The sequence below is a fragment of the Streptomyces sp. NPDC044064 genome (genome assembly GCF_056434245.1).
On sequence record NZ_JBWKFN010000008.1, the window covers coordinates 164,747 to 181,319 of the forward strand.

The window sequence follows — 16,573 nt, forward strand, 5'->3', positions numbered from 1 at the left end:
ACCCGCAGTGGGCGGACAACGACGCCGCATTCGGTTAGGAGTGAAGAGCGATGGCCGGAAACCAGAAGGCCAAGGCCAAGATGGAACAGGCCAAGGGCAAGACCAAGGCCGCGGTCGGCCGCACGGTCGGCAATGAGGGGCTGGCGGCCGAGGGGCAGCTGGAGAAGTCGAAGGGCGATGCGCGCCAGGCGAAGGAGAAGACGAAGGACATCTTCAAGCACTGACGTGCCGCGCTCCTGAGCGGGATTCTCTTCGTGCACCACGGGGGTCCCGCTCTTCGCATTCCGGCCGGGTGAGGTGATACGCGTCGACATGCAGGATGCGGCCCCGGCGCCGAGTGCGCCCGGCGGTACTGTGACGCGCAAACCCAGGTGGACCACCTGCTCATATGACCGGCGGTTCCGGCGATCCCGGGGGCGGTCGGGCAGGTCGGCCCCAGCCTCGTACGGAAGGTCGCCGCCGATGCCCCAGCCCGAAATGGCCACTGCAGCCGTCACCGTCGCCACCCCGGTGCTCGCCGAGGTCGTTCGTTCGGGATTCGTCGAGGGGCGGCACCGGGGCAGCCTGGTGCTGCTCGCCGCGGACGGCTCGGTGGAACTGGCGCTGGGCGACGTGACGTCGCCCGTCTTCCCACGCTCCTCCAACAAGCCGATGCAGGCGGCGGGTGTGCTGCGGGCCGGCCTGGACCTCGCGGACGAGCGGCTGGCGCTGGCGGCCGCGAGCCACTCCGGTGAGGGCTTCCACCGCGACCTGGTGCGCACGATGCTCGACGAACACGGACTGAGCCCTGAACACCTGCAGTGCCCGCCGTCCCTGCCCCTGGACCAGGAGGAGCAGGAGACCTACCTGGCAGCGGGCGCACCCCGCGACCGGGTGGCCATGAACTGCTCCGGCAAGCACACGGCGATGCTGGCGGCAGCCGCACTGCGGAACTGGCCGCTGGAGTCGTACCTCGACGCCGACCATCCGCTCCAGCGGCTCATCCGCACGGTGGTGGAGGAGACGGCCGGTGAGCAGGTGGCCGCCGTCGGCACGGACGGCTGCGGGGCGCCGCTGATGGCGATCAGTCTGACCGGGCTCGCCCGTGCCTTCCGTTCCTTCGTCCTGGCCGCGCCCGGCACGCCCGAGCGGCGGGTCGCCGACGCCATGCGCGCCCACCCCGAGTACGTCGCCGGAACCCGCCGCCACGACACCTGGCTCATGCGGGGGATACCGGGCGCCCTGTCGAAGGTGGGCGCCGAGGCCGTCCAGGCCGTGGCCCTGCCCGACGGCCGCGCGCTGGCCCTCAAGATAGAGGACGGTGGCGCTCGGGCCCTGGGGCCGGTCCTGGCCCGCGCGCTGCGCCTGACCGGCCTGACCGTCCCCGTGATCGACCGCGTCGGCCGTATGCCGTTGCTGGGCGGAGGGCGGGAAGTCGGAGAGGTACGGGCGGTGTTCTGAGGGGGTCAGTTCACCGCTCGCTTCACCAGCTCGGCGACCCTCGCCTCGTCGGCGGCGGTCAGCTCCTTCAGGGCGTAGGCGGCCGGCCACATGGTGCCCTCGTCGAGGTTGGCCTTGTCACTGAAGCCGAGCGTCGCGTAGCGGGAGTTGAACTTCTGCGCGCTCTGGAAGAAGCAGACGACCTTGCCGTCCTTGGCGTACGCGGGCATGCCGTACCAGAGCTTCGGCGCGAGCTCCGGCGCGCAGGCCTTGATGACGGCGTGGAGCCGTTCGGCCATGACACGGTCCGGCTCCTGCATCTCGGCGATCTTCGCGAGTACGGCTGCCTCGTCCTCGGCCGCCTTGTCTGCGCGCGATCCGCGGCGTGCGGACGCCTTCACCTCCCGGGCGCGCTCCTTCATCGCGGCCCGCTCCTCGTCGGTGAATGCCTCGGACGTCGTGTCGGTCGCGGCGGTGCTCTCGGCGGGCTTCTGTACGTTCTTCACAGCGGGTTCCTCCTGGTCCAGGGATTGACGGGTACATCTTCGTGCTGGAGAGGTGCCGCACGGGCGGCTTCTTCGAAGGTGCTGATCACGGATTTCACCCCGTGAAGCCGCCGCTGGGCGCGTCAGCCTCGGGCGCCGGCGATCTGGCGGGTGGTGGCGTTGAGCCGGTTGAACAGGTTGGTGACGCCGATCATCAGGATGATCGCCGCCAGCTGCTGCTCGTCGAAATGGGTGGCGGCCGTGTCCCAGACCTCGTCGCTCACCGCGTCGGGACGGTCGGCCAGCCGCGTGGCGGCCTCGGCCAGCGCGAGGGCCGCCCGCTCCGCCGTGGTGAAGTACGGGGCTTCCCGCCAGGCGGCGACCGTGGCCAGGCGTTCGTCGCTCACTCCGGCCCCACGGGCCGCCCTGGCGCCGCCGTCGACGCAGGCGCTGCAGCCGTTGATCTGACTGACCCGCAGATGCACCAGTTCCAGCAGGCCGCCGTCGACTCCGGCGGAGTGCGCGGTCTTGAGGATCGCTTGGATGGGCTTCATCGCGTCGGGCAGTACTACGGCGGGGTTCCGCATGCGGGAGTGCATCTCGGTCCGCTCCTCCTCAGGGTCGGTGCCCCGTTCCGTCGGGGCGTGACTCCATGACAGCCGAGCCCGCGTGCCGGGACCACGGCGGTGGGACACCGTGGGACAGCTGAAGCAGCCTTGACCAGCGGCGACTTGACTCGCGAGACTTCAGCCGGAGCGGGACGGGGAGACGGGGGAACCGGTGGACAAGCACGAACGGACGGCGCAGGACGAGCTGGCGGCCCGGCTGCGCCTGCTGCAGGAACTGTCCGGGCTGGGCGTACGGGCCCTGGCGCGGGGCGCCGGACTCAGTTCCTCGTCGCTGTCGCGCTACCTGGGCGGGCAGACCGTGCCGCCCTGGCCCGCGGTGGTCGCCCTGTGCCGCCTCGTCAAGCGCGACCCGCGCCCGCTGCGTCCCCTGTGGGAGCGGACGTCGAACCCCTTGCCGGCGCCCCCGAAGAGCAGCCGCCAGTTCCGGCCGCTGCCCCGTAACGATCTGCCGCGCGACGCAGCCGACTTCACCGGACGCGAGGCCCAGCTCGCCGCCGTACTCGCCGCGGTGGACAGCCACCGGGCGGTGTCCGTCGACGGCATGGCGGGCGTCGGCAAGACCTGTCTCGCGGTGCACGCCGCGCACCGGCTCGCCGCCCGCTTCCCGGACGGCCTGCTCTACGTGGATCTGCACGGGTTCACCGAGGGCCGTCAGCCGATGGACCCGGAGTCCGTACTGCGGATGCTGCTCGGCGCGCTCGACGTCCCCTCCGAGAGGGTCCCGCAGGAGGGAGTCGAGCAACTGGCCGCCTGCTGGCGCTCGGAGTTGGCCCGCCGGCGGGTCGTGGTGGTCCTCGACAACGCCGCCGACGCCGACCAGGTGCGCCCGCTGCTGCCCGGTGCGGGCGACTCCGTCGCCCTGATCACCAGCCGCAACCGGCTTCTCGGCCTGGACGAGGTGCCCCCGGTCTCGCTCGACGTGCTGAGCCCGCAGGAGAGCGCGGAGCTGCTGGCCCGGGCCAGTGGCGACTTGGGCGGCCCGGACGGCAGGCTGGCCCGTGATCCGGAGTCCGCCGCCGAGGTGCTGCGGCTGTGCGGCCATCTGCCGCTCGCCCTGCGGCTGGCCGCGGCGCGGCTGCGGCACCGGCCGGGCTGGACCGTGGGCATCCTCGTCGAGCGGCTGGCCGAGGGTGCGAGCGAGTTCGACACCGCGTTCGCCATGTCGGTCCGGCAGCTGGACCGGTCCCAGGCCCGTCTGTTCCGGATGCTGGGTCTGCTGCCCGGGGAGTCCTTCGACGAGTACGTGGTGGCGGCGCTGGCGGACGTGCCGCTGCGCGACGCCCGGGCGACGCTGGAGGACCTGGTCGACGCGCACCTCGTGCAGCAGCCGGCGGCGGGCCGCTACCGGCTGCACGACCTCGTGCACCAGCACGCGCGCAGGGCCGCGGCGGAACAGGACTCGGCGGCCGAGCAGGAGCGGGCCCTGGTACGGGTCCTCGACTACTACGTGCACGCGGCGGCCGCCGCCGACGCCGCGATGCTGTTCCTCTCCCCCAGCCGTACGGCCTCGGCGGGCCGGCCTCCGGCCGAGCTGCCCGGGTTCCCGGACAAGAACGCGGCCCTCGCCTGGTTCGTCACGGAGTACGGAAACCTCGTCGCGGCCTTCGAGACGGCGGCCGCCGTCGGCTCCGACGTTCACGTGTCCGAACTCCCGCGCTTCCTTCGGGCGTACTTCGCACGGCGCTGCGGTACGACGCATCTCAACGTCCTCTTCGAGCGGTCGCTGGCCGCCGCCGAGCGCCTGGGCGATCCGCTGCGACTGGCCGAGGCGCACAGCGATCTGGGCTTCGCCCGCTACAACGCGGGTCGGACGGCGGAGGCTGCGGCCGCCTACGAGGCGGCCGAACTCCGCCTGTCCCAGGTGCGGGACACCCAGGTGGAGGCCGAACTGGCCATGCGCCGCGGCTATCTGAGCTGGGATGCGGGGCACGTCGAGGAGCCGCTCGAACTCTTCGGGCTGGCAGGAAAGTTGTACGAGCAGGCCGGAAGTCCGGCGGGCGTGGCCCACGCGGCCGCCTCGGAGGCCTGGGCCATGCTGCAGCTCGGGCACCGCGAGGAGGCGGCGCGGCGGGCCAGGGAGGTGCTGGGCGTTCCGCACAGCGACCCGGCGTGGCCGCCCGCTCTGACGGCCCGGATCACGCTCGGCGTGGCCATTGCCCACGAGGCACCGGACGAGGCGGCTGAGCACCTGCACCGGGCGCTGGCGCTGGCCCGCGAGGACGGGCACCTGCACAACCAGGCGTGGTGCCTCAACTGCCTGGGGGTCGCGCTGCGGCAGATGGGCCGGTACGAGGAGGCACTGGCCAGTCACCGGGAGGCGTTCGCACTGCTCGACGAGTTGTTCGAGGAACACTGGAAGATGCGTTTCCTCAACGGCTACGGCGAGACCTGCCGGCTGGCGGGCATCCCGGAAGAGGCCCTACGGCTGCACCGGCAGGCGTTGGAGCTGGCTCCGCGGCTGGGCAATCGGTACGAGGAAGCGCTGGCGCACGAAGGGATCGCGATCGTGCTCGACCGGACCGATCCGGCCGGGGCGGCCGAACACCGTGCCGCGGGGCAGGCCGTCCTGCGGGAACTCGGCCCCGGGGCCCACCGACCGGTTCGGTGAGCAGCCCCTTCACTCGTCAGGAGACCGGCGTACCTGCTCTGTCAGGTGGCACGTCTGCGTCGGCGGGCGGTGCCGATGAGGGTGTGCAGCACCGCCTGGGCCGTGGGAAGCCGGTTGGCCGCCTGGCGCCAGACCAGGGACCGGGGGCCGTCGAGCACCTCCGAGGCGATCTCCTGCCCGCGGACGGCGGGCAGGCAGTGCATGGCCACGGCATCGCGGGGCGCATGGGAGAGGAGGGCGTCGTCGACCCGGTAGGCGGCCAGCTGTGCGGTCCGTTCGGCACGTTCGCGGTGTCTGTCCATGGGGACCCACACTTCGGCGTAGACGGCCTGCGCGGCGCCGACCGCCTCGACCGGCTCGGTGGTGAGCGTGACGGAACCGCCGGTCTGTGCCATCAGCTCACGGGCCTCGCCGAGGATGTCCTCCTCGGTCTCGTAGCCGGGCGGGGTGGCGACGACGAGGTGCATGCCGGAGGCCGCGCACGCCGCGAGGAACGAATTGCAGGTATTGCTCGTGCCGTCCCCGACGAAGGCGGCCGTCATGCCGGCCAGGGTGCCGAAGTGCTCACGCAGCGCGAGGAGGTCGGCCAGGGACTGGCAGGGGTGGTGGGTGTCGGACAGGGCGTTGACGACCGGCACCGTCGAGGCGTCGGCCATCTGTTCCACCGTGGCGTGGGCGAAGGTGCGCACCGTGATCGCGTCGAGGTAGGAGGACAGGACGCGGGCGGTGTCGGCAGCCGTCTCGCCGTGACCGAACTGCAGCTCCTCGCGGTTCAGCACGATGGCTGCCATGCCGAGGCGCTGGGCGGCCGTGGCCAGGGACACCCGGGTCCGCGTGGACGGCTTCTCGAAGATGCACCCGATGGCGCCACCGCGCAGATCGCGCTCCCATCCCAGCGGCTCCCGCTTCATGCCCTCCGCCAGATCCAGCAGCCCCACCAGGGTCTGCGGGTCCAGGTCGCTCACCCGCAGCAGATCGTCGGGGACTTTTCCGGTCACAGCCGGACGGTCGGCCTCGCAGGCGGGGATCGGCTGGGTCATCGTGGCTCTCCCGCTCCGTTCACGCGGTCGGGGCTCTTTGCCGCCAGTGTGGTCGGCGGCTGCCGGCGGCGCACACCGGCACCTTCCGACGGGTGAACCGCCCGCAGCCCCGGTCACGATCAGGAAGGCACCGGCGGACCGGTTGCTCAGCCCGCGGCGACTCGCTCCACGACGGGGCGCCAGGACTCAAGAGCCGCCACTGGCAGGCCCACCACCTTGCCCGCGTCGTCGGCGCGGCGCAGCGCGATCGCCCCGGAGAAGTCGGGGTCGGCCTCGAAGGCGGTCGCCTCCTGCGGGGTCATGGGGCCGCCCTGGCAGCCGAGGGTCCGGGCACTCTCCGGGGACAGTGCGAGGTGCGGGTCGGCGGCGGCGAGATAGCGCTTGGCCGGGATGTGCAGCGCGACGAGCCGGGCGACTCGGGGTCCCAGCAGGCCCTCCACCGCCGTCGCGGCGTGTGCGCCGTGTCCCGCTTCGTCGCCAGGCACGAGGTGGTGGCCGATGTCGTGGACCAGCCCGGCCACCTGGAGTTCCTCGTCTTCCGGGTGCCGCCCGGCCAGCACTGCGGCGACCTGGCGGCCGTGGTCGAGGATGTCCACGGGGTCACCGGAACGGTCCGGGGTGTCCCAGACGTCCGCGCAGTCGGCCAGCAGGGCCATGAGCGCGTCCACGGTCGGTATGGGGTCGTACGTCATGGGGCGACTCTGCCGCAGCGGGGCGTACGGCAGGTGACGGCAGGTTGTACTCCGCTTCCGCGGCACCCGGTGAACGTGCGTGGGTGCCGACGCCGTCAGCCTGACGTGTCGTGCCTCAGTCGTCGCCGACGAGCGCGAACGCGAACGCGAGACGGCGGTCGACCCAGCCCGCCCGCACGGTCACCTGCTCGCTGCCCTCCGAGACCATGACGATCCTGTCCTCGGCCCGCCACTGCAGCGCCCGTGCCCTGGAACGCTGATCACCGCCGTCGGCCCCGAGGTCCCCGATCGCGTCCAGGACTCCCCCGACGAGCTTTCCGACCAGACGCCCGGTGATCTCCTTGGCATCCCCGCCCGCCCACTCGCTGCGGCCCACGATCTCCGGGTGGCCGGGCTGTTCGATGCGCCAGGAGTGCTTGAAGGGACGGCGCTTCGGCGGTACGCGCACGAGGGTGCCGACGGCCTGTCCCGTACCGTCGCGCACGACGTGCCGCCGCTCTCCGCCGGCCTCCACGGCCGGCTCCACGTAGCACAGCAGGTGCCGCGCGCCCGGATCCTCGAACAGGGTCTGCTCGGGGCGGGACGGCAGACCGGGCGGATGAACCTCGGCGGACCCCAGATAGGCGCAAGGGGCCAGGACCTGCCAGTCCTTCGAGCCCCGGGCCACGCGTACGGCCTTTCTGCCCCACACGGCTCGCTTCCGCCCGGCCGTTTCCGGACGCTCGACAGCGGAGACGACGAACTTCTGGACGCCGGCCCACGCGACGGGCTCCACCGGCGGCTCCTGTGCCTTCTGTCTGCCGAACCCCAATTCCCCTCCCCGGCCCGCGCGCCCCACCCGACGGCTCGGCGCGGCGTGCGCCTCAGCTCGTCGTGGACGAGGATCGGCGCGGCAGCTTCCAGTTCGGTCGCGGGAAGTGGCAGGTGTAGCCGTTCGGGTAGCGCTCCAGGTAGTCCTGGTGCTCCGGCTCGGCCTCCCAGAAGTCGCCCACGGGCTCGACCTCCGTGACCACCTTGCCCGGCCACAGCCCGCTCGCCTCGACGTCCGCGATCGTGTCCACGGCGACGCGGTGCTGTTCCTCGTCGGTGTAGTAGATGGCGGACCGGTAGCTGCGCCCGATGTCGTTGCCCTGGCGGTCCCTCGTGGTCGGATCGTGGATCTGGAAGAAGAACTCCAGGATGTCGCGGTAGCTGGTGGCCGTGGGATCGAAGATGATCTCGATCGCCTCGGCGTGGTCGCCGTGGTTACGGTACGTGGCGTTCGGCGTGTCACCGCCGCTGTATCCGACGCGGGTGGACTTCACGCCCTGCTGCTTGCGCACCAGGTCCTGCATGCCCCAGAAACAACCGCCCGCCAGTACGGCTCGCTCGGTTCCCACTGTCATCGGTCGCTCCCTCGTGTCGAGCCGCGGTCCGGCACGCTTGCTGACGTGCCGGTTCTCACGTTCATCCAGCTTACTGGCTCGTTCATCGAAACCTTGATCGAGTGTCGGTCCTGCGACAGCGGCCGGCTGGGGGCACGACCGTGGGGCGACGGCAGTCCGGCGGTGATCGCTGCTGTCGTGCGGTCATCCTCGCGATCCGGGTCGGCGTCTGCCGGCCCGGGCCAGCGCCTCCTCGGCCTCGACGGCCAGGGTGCCGACCAGATCGGCCGCGGACGGCAGATCGTGGATGAGGTCGACGGCCTCGCCGGCCCACTGCGGCAGCGTGGTGATCTCCCCTGCTGCCACGGCGTCCCGGTACGCCTGCCGGGCATGCGGGGCAGCCGCGAGCGCGTCCTCCCGGCCCCGCCATTCGTCGAGGAAGGGATGGCCGAGGGTGCGCGCGGTGTACCGGTCCGGCCACCGCGAGCCGCGGGCGATGTCCAGCACCCTGTTGCGCTCGGTGTCCTCCCCACGCGCCTCGACGAGCGCCTTGGCCGTCGCGGGGGCGACGAGGGCCTCGGCCGTGGCTTGGAAGCGGGTGCCGAGCAATGCCCCGGCAGCCCCCAGCGCCAGGGCGGCCGCGACCCCGCGGCCGTCCGCGATCCCGCCGGCCGCCAGCACCGGCACCGGTGCCGCCAGGTCGACCACGACGGGCACGAACGGCAGCGTGGACCGCCCGTGCCGGGCTCCGTGCCCGCCGGCTTCGGTGCCCTGCGCCACGATCGCATCGGCGCCCAGATCCACCGCCCTGCGGGCCTCTTCGAGGTCGGTGACCTGGAGGATCAGCGGTGTGCCCGCGCCACGGACGCGCTCCGCGAACGCACTGGGGTCGCCGAAGGACAACATCACCGCCGCGGGCTCGTGCTCCAGCGCCCGCGCCACCACGCCGTCGTCGACCGCCCACGCCTGAAAGCCGATGCCCCAGGGTTTCCCGGCGCTCTCGCCGACCAGGACGGGCAGCTCGCGGGCCAGCCACTCCCGGTCCCCGTTCCCGCCGCCCATCAGGCCGAGCCCGCCGCCGCGGGAGACCGCCGCGGTCAGGGCACCACCGGCCGACCCGCCCATCGGGGCCAGGGCGATCGGATGCTCCACACCGAACAGATCCGTGAATGCCGTCGCCAGTCCCATGACGGCAATCCTCACCCACGCGCCGTGCGGGTTGCAGCGAATCCGGCTCATGGGCCGTTCACCCGATGGGGTCGACGGACCCGCCGACCGGTCCTCGTCCAGGACCGGTTGCGCCCGGCAGCTGTCACCGTGGCTGCAGCGGATCAGCAGGTCACCAGGGAGTTCCCATGGCGTCGAGAGGTGCGGCAGGGCCGTGCCACGAGGGTGAGGTCCGGTCATGACCGACGGCCACTACGGAGAGGACCTGTTCGAACCCGGACACCCCGAGGAAGCCGAGCGGATCGACGCCGGCGCTCTGGTCTACGACCCCGTCACCAAGCGCCGCCTGCGGGCGCTGGGCGCAGGGCCGGGAAGCCGCTGTCTGGAAGTGGGTGCCGGGACCGGGACGGTGGCGCGCTGGCTGCTGCACGAGGCAGGCGCGGCAGAGGTGGTCGCCCTGGACCGGGACACCGCGGGCCTGGATGCGCTCGCGGAGCCACGGCTGCGCGTGGTCACCGCCGACCTCACGGACGAGAGCCTGCGGCTCGGCAGCTTCGACCTGATCCATGCCAGGTTCGTCCTCATGCACCTGCCCGAGCGCCGCCGGCTCGTCTCACGGCTCGCGCAGTGGCTGAACCCGGGAGGCTGGCTGGTGCTCGGCGACGCCCTGGAGGTGCCGGACGCCCTGGACAACGCGTCTGCGTACCGGCGGGTCATGGACGCCATGTGGCAGGCGCTGAGAACGACGATCGGCACCGACACATCGTCCGTCCCGGCATATCCGCACTTCCTGAGGGAGGAAGGACTGCGCAACGTCGCCGCGGAACTCGTCTGCCCGCCACTGGTCGCGGGCAGCCCCCTGGCTCGCTTCTGGTCCGAGACGTGGAACCGGATGCGACCCGCCCTGGAAGAGACCGGCCGGGTGGACGCCTCCGTCATCGATGAGGCACTCGGCTATCTGGCCTCACCCCAACTCGCCGAGCTCGGCCCCGGCATGGTCATGGCCTGGGGGCAACACGGCTGATCGGAGCGCGCCGTTGTCGCAGATCGCAGCGCAGCCCGCGTACTTCTCGCCCCGGCTCTGCCGTCAGCTGCCGACAGCGGTGACGTCCTCGCTGTGCTCGGGTCCCGGCCCACCGCGTGCGATCCGCGAGAGATCCGTCATCAGCGAGTCCAGCCACGACACGGTGGCGTAGTACAGCCGCGGCGCACCGGGCGGCTCCGCGGCGAATCCCGCCCGGGTCGGGTCCAGCGACGGCAACGTCGCGGTCGGGGTGTCACCACCGGGGTCCAGCGCCGCCGAGACGAGCAGCATCCGTCCCGCCACCCGGTCGCCCAGCCCGCCGGCGGACTCGGCCGCCGCCGGCCCAAGGCCCGTGAGCGGCGGTTCCAGGAGCCGATCCGAGCCCCACAGGGTGTGGTGGCCGGCCATCAGCGTGGCCTGCCAGTCCACTTCGGGCAACGCCACCCGCCGCCGTCCCCCGAAGGGTGTCGGCTCGCTCTGGAACTGCGCGTACGCGGACTCCGCGAGGATGACCGCGTGCTGGAGCGACCGGTGGCCGGTCGCCGCGGGCGGTGCGGCCGCCGCCCCGCCTCCGGCCACCGAGGCGCTGGTCGCCACCACGATCTCGGCTGCCCTGCGCAGCAGCCCGGCCACCGCACGGCGCAGCTCGTCGTGGGCACCGCGGGGCCAGGCCAGCAGGCCGAAGACCGCGCCGATGGCGCTGCCGACCAGCACATCCAGCATCCGGACCTCCGCGAGCTGCCACGTCGGCGCAGCCAGCTGGGCGAAGACCAGGGCCACGAGCACGGTGAACATCCCCTGCGCCCAGCCGACGCCCTTGACCGGTCCGACCGTGAAGGCGACCAGCATCCACAGGGGCAGGACGATCGCGTACACGGCGGTGTCGGCCCCCACCAGGATCAGCGTCCCGGCGGTCACCAGGGCGCCGGCCAGCGTGCCGGCGAGTGCCCGGCGGATGGTGCTCCAGGTCTCGTCCATGGTGGTCCGGGTGAGGGTGAGCGTAGCCAGCATGGCCCAGAACCCGTGGGGCAGTGTGTCCACCCCGGCCACCAGCCGGGCCGCCGTCAGGGCCATGGCGATGCGCACCGCGTTCTGGAAGAACACCGACCGGCGCTCGGCGTGGCCCCGGATCCGGTGCCACCACAGGCACGGGGCCCGGGCCGTGGCGTACCAGAAGCGCTCCGGCGCCACCTCCACCGAGGTATGCCTGCCTCGTACGGCGAGATCGGCCGCCGTGGCCATGGCCAGGGCGGCGTCGGCGATCTCCAGCACGGCGGCGTGCCGACGCAGTTCGGCGGGCGGGAAGTCCGCCGCGGGACCGGTCCCGTCGGTGGCGCCGGGAGCTGCGGACAAGGCCGCCAGGTGGGCGCGGGAGGTGACCAGCTCCTGGTACGACTCCACGGGCGACGTGCCCGCTGCCAGGCAGCTCCCGGTCGCGGTGGCCAGCCGCGCCACCGCCTGGAGTACGGCGGTAACGGCAGGGCCCGGAGGGTCGCCCGGCGTCGCGGGCAGTTGCGTCAGCCGGTTGAGCAGGGTGCGGGTGGCCAGGCCGGTGTGGCTGAGGGCGCGGTCGCGTCTGCCCGGTCCGGCCGGGCGCTCCGCCTCCGGGACGGTCAGGGACCGCAGTGCGTGGCCGGCCTCGTGACCGGCGCGGACGTCCGCGCCGGTCAGGGCATGGGGAGGAGCGGCGAGGAGGGTCGCGCAGCGCGCGGCGGTGTGCGCCGCCCGGGCCGCCCGCTCCTGGTAGGACGGCGGAGCGGGTCCGGGAAGGATCAGCGCCTCGGCGGCGATGAACAGGGCCAGCCCGGTCGTCGTTCCGATCAGCCGCTCGCCGAGCGAGCCGGGATCGTAGGGTGGGAAGGACGGCAGGATGTACAGGAGTTGCAGGCCGGGCGCCGCTCCCGCCGGGCGCGGTCCGCCCACGGCGGAGAAGGCCAGCGCGAAGCCGACCACGAACATGCCCGTGACGGCGCTCCAGGTCCGTACCGAGAGATAGGTTCCGATCACCACCAGCAGCCAGCACACCGGCAGCACATGGAGCACCACCACGGCTCGCTGGCGCCCGGTCCCGGGGATCTTGGAGAGTCCGCCCAGCGCCACGGTGCCGAAGAGGGCGTAGGTGGCCGCGACGGGGCTGTCCAGGCCGTACCGGAAGAGGTAGAAGCCGGCCGCGGCGACCACGGTCACGCGCAGCGCACGGCGGCCCGAGGCGGCGTAGGCCGCCGGGATACGAGCGGCTGACACACCACACACCCCTACAGCATCACGCACCACGCGACGCCCGGCACCCAGGGCCGGTCCGGCGGATCATGCCGGAATCGCGGGGCCCGGGCGGCGCCCGGTCTTCGCACCCGCTGACGGCCGCCGCTGCCGACTCGGCGGAGCCGCGGTCGCCCGAGGGGCGGCGACCGCGGCGATGGCCTCGTACATTGGAGAAATGGGCGTCACTGCCGTCAGCGGGCAGCCGGCCGTGGATCAGGTCGACTATGCCGCGCTGTTCGCCGCCACCCCCAGCCCGTATCTGGTGCTCAGTCCCTCTCTGATGATCGTCGGTGTCAATCAGGCCTACTGCCGGGCGACCGGCCGCACCAGTCAGGATCTGCTCGGGCAGTACATCTTCGATGCCTTTCCCGACAACCCCGCCGACCCTCAGGCCAATGGCGTCCGCAACCTCTCCGCGTCGCTGGAGCGGGTGCTGGCCACGAGGGAACCGGACACGATGGCCTTTCAGCGGTACGACATTCCCGTCGCCGGGGAACCCGGGGGCTTCGAGGAGCGCTGGTGGTCTCCGGTCAACACCCCGGTCATCGGGCGGAACGGACAGGTGTCCTGGATCATTCACCGCGTCGAGGACGTGAGCGCCTTCGTCCGTACCCGTCGGCAGCGGCAGCGGGACAACACCGCGGCGCCGAGCCAACGGGACGAGAGCGTGGAGGCCGAGCTGTATGCCCGGGCCAAAGAACTGGAGCGTCTGAACGGGGAACTGCGGCGGGCGCACGCGCGCGAGCGGCAGGTGGCGATCACGTTGCAGGAGGCCATGCTGCACTCCCCGGACCTGGCCCGGCACTCCAATGTGGCGGTGCGCTACCTGCCGGCCATCGGCTCACTCAACGTGTGCGGCGACTGGTACGACACCGCCGATCTGTCCGACGGGCGTTTCGCCGTCGCCGTGGGCGACGTGGTCGGCCACGGCCTGGAGGCCGCCACCGTCATGGGGATGCTGCGCAGCGCGCTGTCCGCGGCGAGCCGGGCCGTCGCCGGCCCCGCTCAGGCGCTGGAGATCCTGGGCCTGTACGCCCGCTCCGTGGACGGTGCCCTGGCGGCCACCGCAGTGACAGCCCTGGTGGACGCGCGGTCCCAGTTGATCGTCTACTCCAGCGCGGGTCATCCGCCTCCCGTGCTGATGCACCGCGACGGCACCTGTGAACTGCTGGACCGTGCGACGGATCCGCCCCTCGGGGCCCGGCCGGAGCATGTCCCGCGCCCCCAGGCCGGTGCCGCCTATCACCCCGGCGACGTTCTCGTCCTTTACACCGACGGCCTCATCGAACGCCGCGACGAGGACATCGACGTCGGGCTGCAGCGCCTGACCGACGCCCTGGCCCAGTGCCTGGGGCTCGGCCCCCAGCGCCTGGCCGACACCCTGCTCGGGCGCCTCGGTGTCAGTCATGGTGCTCGCGACGACATCGCTCTGGTCATAGTCGGCCTGTGACCCCGCTCCGTCCCTGGGTCCGCGATCCCCGCCCGGGTCGATTCCGCATCGGCGGGCCATTGAAAGCTGAACAATACTCATCAGTAGTTGAGTATTGACTCCACCGGCGGCACTGGCGATCCTCTTGGGCGGCACTTTACAAAGGACATGACAATCGGTGTGCGCAAGGGTCTCCGGACCCCGGGCGTCCTCGTCCGTCGACCGCGCATCCCGCCTACCGAGGGACGTGGGCCGTGGCCATATCCAGACGCCGGTACTACGGACGCAAGAACATCACCATGGCGTCCCTGCTCCTCCTCGTACTGGCCGTCCTCCTCGGCCCCACCCCCAGTTCGGCGGCCGGGAACGAGTGGTGGGTCCCGACGGCACGGCCCTCGCCGGACTCCCAGATCAACGTCACCGGCGAGCCCTTCACCGGCACCAACGCCAAGGGCGAGGTGCGCGGCTTCGTCGACGCCCATGACCACCTGTTCGCCAACGAGGGCTTCGGCGGGCGCCTGATCTGCGGCAAGACGTTCTCCGAGGCCGGGATCGCGGACGCGCTGAAGGACTGCCCCGAGCACTACCCCGACGGCTCGCTGGCGGTCTTCGACTTCATCACCAAGGGCGGTGACGGCAGACACGACCCGGTCGGCTGGCCCACGTTCAAGGACTGGCCCGCCCACGACTCACTGACCCACCAGCAGAACTACTACGCGTGGGTGGAACGGGCCTGGCGCGGCGGCCAGCGGGTGCTGGTCAACGACCTCGTCACCAACGGCGTGATCTGCTCGGTCTACTTCTTCAAGGACCGCAGCTGCGACGAGATGACGTCGATCCGGCTGCAGGCGAGGATGACGTACGAACTGCAGGCGTACGTCGACAAGATGTACGGCGGTCCGGGCAAGGGCTGGTTCCGGATCGTCACCGACAGCGCGCAGGCCCGTGACGTCATCGAGCAGGGCAAGCTGGCGGTCATCCTGGGCGTGGAGACCTCCGAGCCCTTCGGCTGCAAGCAGATCCTGGACGTCCCGCAGTGCGACAAGAAGGACATCGACGCAGGCCTGGACGAGCTGTACTCGCTGGGCGTGCGCAGCATGTTCCTGTGCCACAAGTTCGACAACGCGCTGTGCGGCGTCCGCTTCGACTCGGGCGGGCTCGGAACGGCCATCAACGTCGGCCAGTTCCTGTCCACGGGCACCTTCTGGAAGACGGAGAAGTGCGCGGGGCCGCAGCACGACAACCCCATCGGCTCGGCCGCGGCACCCGAGGCCGAGGCGAAACTCCCGGCGGGCGTCAGCGTCCCCTCGTACTCGTCCGACGCGCAATGCAACACCCGCGGGCTCACCGACCTCGGTGAGTACGCCGTACGCGGGATGATGAAGCGCAAGATGATGCTCGAGATCGACCACATGAGCGTCAAGGCCGTCGGCCGCGCGCTCGACATCTTCGAGTCCGAGTCCTACCCCGGTGTGATCTCCTCGCACAGCTGGATGGACCTGAACTGGACCGACCGGGTCTACGGCCTCGGTGGCTTCATCGCCCAGTACATGCACGGCTCCGAGGGATTCGTGGCCGAGGCGAACCGCACCAAGGCGCTGCGGGACAAGTACGGTGTCGGCTACGGCTACGGAACGGACATGAACGGCGTGGGCGGCTGGCCCGGACCGCGGGGCGCCGACGCGCCCAACAAGGTCACGTACCCCTTCCGCAGCGTCGACGGCGGCTCCCTCATCGACCGGCAGACCACCGGTCAGCGCACCTGGGACCTGAACACCGACGGTGCCGCGCACTACGGCCTGGTCCCGGACTGGATCGAGGACATCAGGCTCGTCGGCGGCCAGGACGTGGTGAACGACCTCTTCCGGGGCGCCGAGTCCTACCTCCGCACCTGGGGCGCGACCGAGCAGCACCAGGCGGGCGTCAACCTCGCGAGTGGGGCCTCGACCACGGCCAGTTCGACCGAGTGGAACCCGTTCGTCAGCTATGCGTCGAGCCGCACCGTGGACGGCACCCGGGACACCCGCTGGGCCAGCGACTGGAGCGACGACCAGTGGCTGCGGATCGATCTGGGCTCGACCCACCTGGTCGGTCGGGTCACGCTCGACTGGGAGCGCGCGTACGGGAAGTCGTACCGCATCGAGCTTTCGACGGACGGCGTGAACTGGAAGACCGCGTGGTCGACCACGACCGGTGACGGCGGCCTCGACACCGCACGCTTCACCGGAACGCCCGCCCGCTACGTCCGCATCGTGGGCACGGAACGTGGGACCAAGTGGGGCTACTCGCTCTACGAGGTCGGCGTGCACAGCGGCTGACGACGGCTCGGGCGAGTGGGACCAGCGCCCGACGGTGCCGCCGCTGTACGAGCCGGCGGCACCGTCGGGCGGGGGGGGTGTTTTTTTTTTCCACTCGGGTAGCGACGTCTTGGGGGAGGCTATATGAAAACAGAGA

14 protein-coding genes are annotated in these 16,573 nt (G+C 71.8%); 6 read left to right on the plus strand and 8 right to left on the minus strand.

Features of this window, described 5'->3' with window-relative positions:
* The first annotated feature begins 50 nt into the window (after positions 1–50).
* Both AC07DS_RS15595 and AC07DS_RS15600 read left to right on the plus strand, forming a co-directional pair.
* A complete protein-coding gene (locus AC07DS_RS15595) occupies positions 51–224 on the plus strand; it encodes a CsbD family protein (RefSeq protein ID WP_479145584.1) in 174 nt (57 codons plus the stop codon).
* 238 nt (positions 225–462) lie between these two features.
* Positions 463–1,440, plus strand: coding sequence for an asparaginase (locus tag AC07DS_RS15600; protein ID WP_479145586.1), 978 nt, complete (start codon positions 463–465; stop codon positions 1,438–1,440).
* Positions 1,441–1,445: 5 nt separating this feature from the next.
* Here the strand turns inward: AC07DS_RS15600 and AC07DS_RS15605 are convergent, their stop codons facing one another.
* Complete coding sequence (locus AC07DS_RS15605) at positions 1,446–1,841, minus strand: iron chaperone (protein WP_145885724.1); 396 nt, start codon at positions 1,839–1,841, stop codon at positions 1,446–1,448.
* A gap of 206 nt (positions 1,842–2,047) precedes the next feature.
* Positions 2,048–2,503, minus strand: coding sequence for a carboxymuconolactone decarboxylase family protein (locus AC07DS_RS15610; protein ID WP_479145587.1), 456 nt, complete (start codon positions 2,501–2,503; stop codon positions 2,048–2,050).
* 181 nt (positions 2,504–2,684) lie between these two features.
* Between AC07DS_RS15610 and AC07DS_RS15615 the strand changes: the two genes are divergently transcribed.
* A complete protein-coding gene (locus AC07DS_RS15615; protein WP_479145589.1) occupies positions 2,685–5,141 on the plus strand; it encodes an ATP-binding protein in 2,457 nt (818 codons plus the stop codon).
* A 41-nt stretch (positions 5,142–5,182) separates the two neighbouring features.
* Here AC07DS_RS15615 and argF read toward each other — a convergent pair whose 3' ends face one another.
* The 5 genes from argF to AC07DS_RS15640 all read right to left on the minus strand — a co-directional run bounded on the left by argF (position 5,183) and on the right by AC07DS_RS15640 (position 9,425).
* A complete protein-coding gene (gene argF / locus AC07DS_RS15620; RefSeq protein WP_479145591.1) occupies positions 5,183–6,181 on the minus strand; it encodes an ornithine carbamoyltransferase in 999 nt (332 codons plus the stop codon).
* A 146-nt stretch (positions 6,182–6,327) separates the two neighbouring features.
* Positions 6,328–6,873, minus strand: coding sequence for an HD domain-containing protein (locus AC07DS_RS15625; protein ID WP_479145592.1), 546 nt, complete (start codon positions 6,871–6,873; stop codon positions 6,328–6,330).
* Between the two features lie 115 nt (positions 6,874–6,988).
* Positions 6,989–7,648 carry a hypothetical protein gene (locus AC07DS_RS15630; protein ID WP_479145594.1) on the minus strand — a complete coding sequence of 220 codons (660 nt, stop codon included), beginning with the start codon at positions 7,646–7,648 and terminating at the stop codon, positions 6,989–6,991.
* Positions 7,649–7,736: 88 nt separating this feature from the next.
* Complete coding sequence (msrA, locus tag AC07DS_RS15635) at positions 7,737–8,258, minus strand: peptide-methionine (S)-S-oxide reductase MsrA (RefSeq protein ID WP_479145595.1); 522 nt, start codon at positions 8,256–8,258, stop codon at positions 7,737–7,739.
* 183 nt (positions 8,259–8,441) lie between these two features.
* Complete coding sequence (locus AC07DS_RS15640) at positions 8,442–9,425, minus strand: NAD(P)H-dependent flavin oxidoreductase (RefSeq protein WP_479145597.1); 984 nt, start codon at positions 9,423–9,425, stop codon at positions 8,442–8,444.
* A gap of 217 nt (positions 9,426–9,642) precedes the next feature.
* On the opposite strand from AC07DS_RS15640, the gene AC07DS_RS15645 reads away from it, so the two are divergent.
* Positions 9,643–10,428 carry a class I SAM-dependent methyltransferase gene (locus tag AC07DS_RS15645; RefSeq protein WP_479145598.1) on the plus strand — a complete coding sequence of 262 codons (786 nt, stop codon included), beginning with the start codon at positions 9,643–9,645 and terminating at the stop codon, positions 10,426–10,428.
* Between the two features lie 63 nt (positions 10,429–10,491).
* Here the strand turns inward: AC07DS_RS15645 and AC07DS_RS15650 are convergent, their stop codons facing one another.
* A complete protein-coding gene (locus AC07DS_RS15650; protein ID WP_479145600.1) occupies positions 10,492–12,672 on the minus strand; it encodes an FUSC family protein in 2,181 nt (726 codons plus the stop codon).
* Between the two features lie 193 nt (positions 12,673–12,865).
* Here AC07DS_RS15650 and AC07DS_RS15655 point away from each other — a divergent pair, with 193 nt between their 5' ends.
* The gene (locus AC07DS_RS15655; protein WP_479145601.1) at positions 12,866–14,140 is read left to right on the plus strand and encodes a SpoIIE family protein phosphatase; all 1,275 of its coding nucleotides are present in this window, start codon (positions 12,866–12,868) and stop codon (positions 14,138–14,140) included.
* A gap of 278 nt (positions 14,141–14,418) precedes the next feature.
* The gene (locus tag AC07DS_RS15660) at positions 14,419–16,437 is read left to right on the plus strand and encodes a galactose-binding domain-containing protein (protein ID WP_479145817.1); all 2,019 of its coding nucleotides are present in this window, start codon (positions 14,419–14,421) and stop codon (positions 16,435–16,437) included.
* Positions 16,438–16,573: the final 136 nt, after the last annotated feature.

What these genes read in the sequence shown, in the direction of transcription:
- AC07DS_RS15595 (WP_479145584.1), top strand. Translation starts at nt 51, where the DNA reads ATGGCCGGAAACCAGAAGGCCAAGGCCAAGATGGAACAGGCCAAGGGC.
- AC07DS_RS15600 (WP_479145586.1), top strand. Translation starts at nt 463, where the DNA reads ATGCCCCAGCCCGAAATGGCCACTGCAGCCGTCACCGTCGCCACCCCG.
- AC07DS_RS15605 (WP_145885724.1), bottom strand. Translation starts at nt 1,841, where the DNA reads ATGAAGGAGCGCGCCCGGGAGGTGAAGGCGTCCGCACGCCGCGGATCG.
- AC07DS_RS15610 (WP_479145587.1), bottom strand. Translation starts at nt 2,503, where the DNA reads ATGCACTCCCGCATGCGGAACCCCGCCGTAGTACTGCCCGACGCGATG.
- argF (WP_479145591.1), bottom strand. Translation starts at nt 6,181, where the DNA reads ATGACCCAGCCGATCCCCGCCTGCGAGGCCGACCGTCCGGCTGTGACC.
- AC07DS_RS15625 (WP_479145592.1), bottom strand. Translation starts at nt 6,873, where the DNA reads ATGACGTACGACCCCATACCGACCGTGGACGCGCTCATGGCCCTGCTG.
- msrA (WP_479145595.1), bottom strand. Translation starts at nt 8,258, where the DNA reads ATGACAGTGGGAACCGAGCGAGCCGTACTGGCGGGCGGTTGTTTCTGG.
- AC07DS_RS15640 (WP_479145597.1), bottom strand. Translation starts at nt 9,425, where the DNA reads ATGGGACTGGCGACGGCATTCACGGATCTGTTCGGTGTGGAGCATCCG.
- AC07DS_RS15645 (WP_479145598.1), top strand. Translation starts at nt 9,643, where the DNA reads ATGACCGACGGCCACTACGGAGAGGACCTGTTCGAACCCGGACACCCC.
- AC07DS_RS15655 (WP_479145601.1), top strand. Translation starts at nt 12,866, where the DNA reads ATGGGCGTCACTGCCGTCAGCGGGCAGCCGGCCGTGGATCAGGTCGAC.
- AC07DS_RS15660 (WP_479145817.1), top strand. Translation starts at nt 14,419, where the DNA reads ATGGCGTCCCTGCTCCTCCTCGTACTGGCCGTCCTCCTCGGCCCCACC.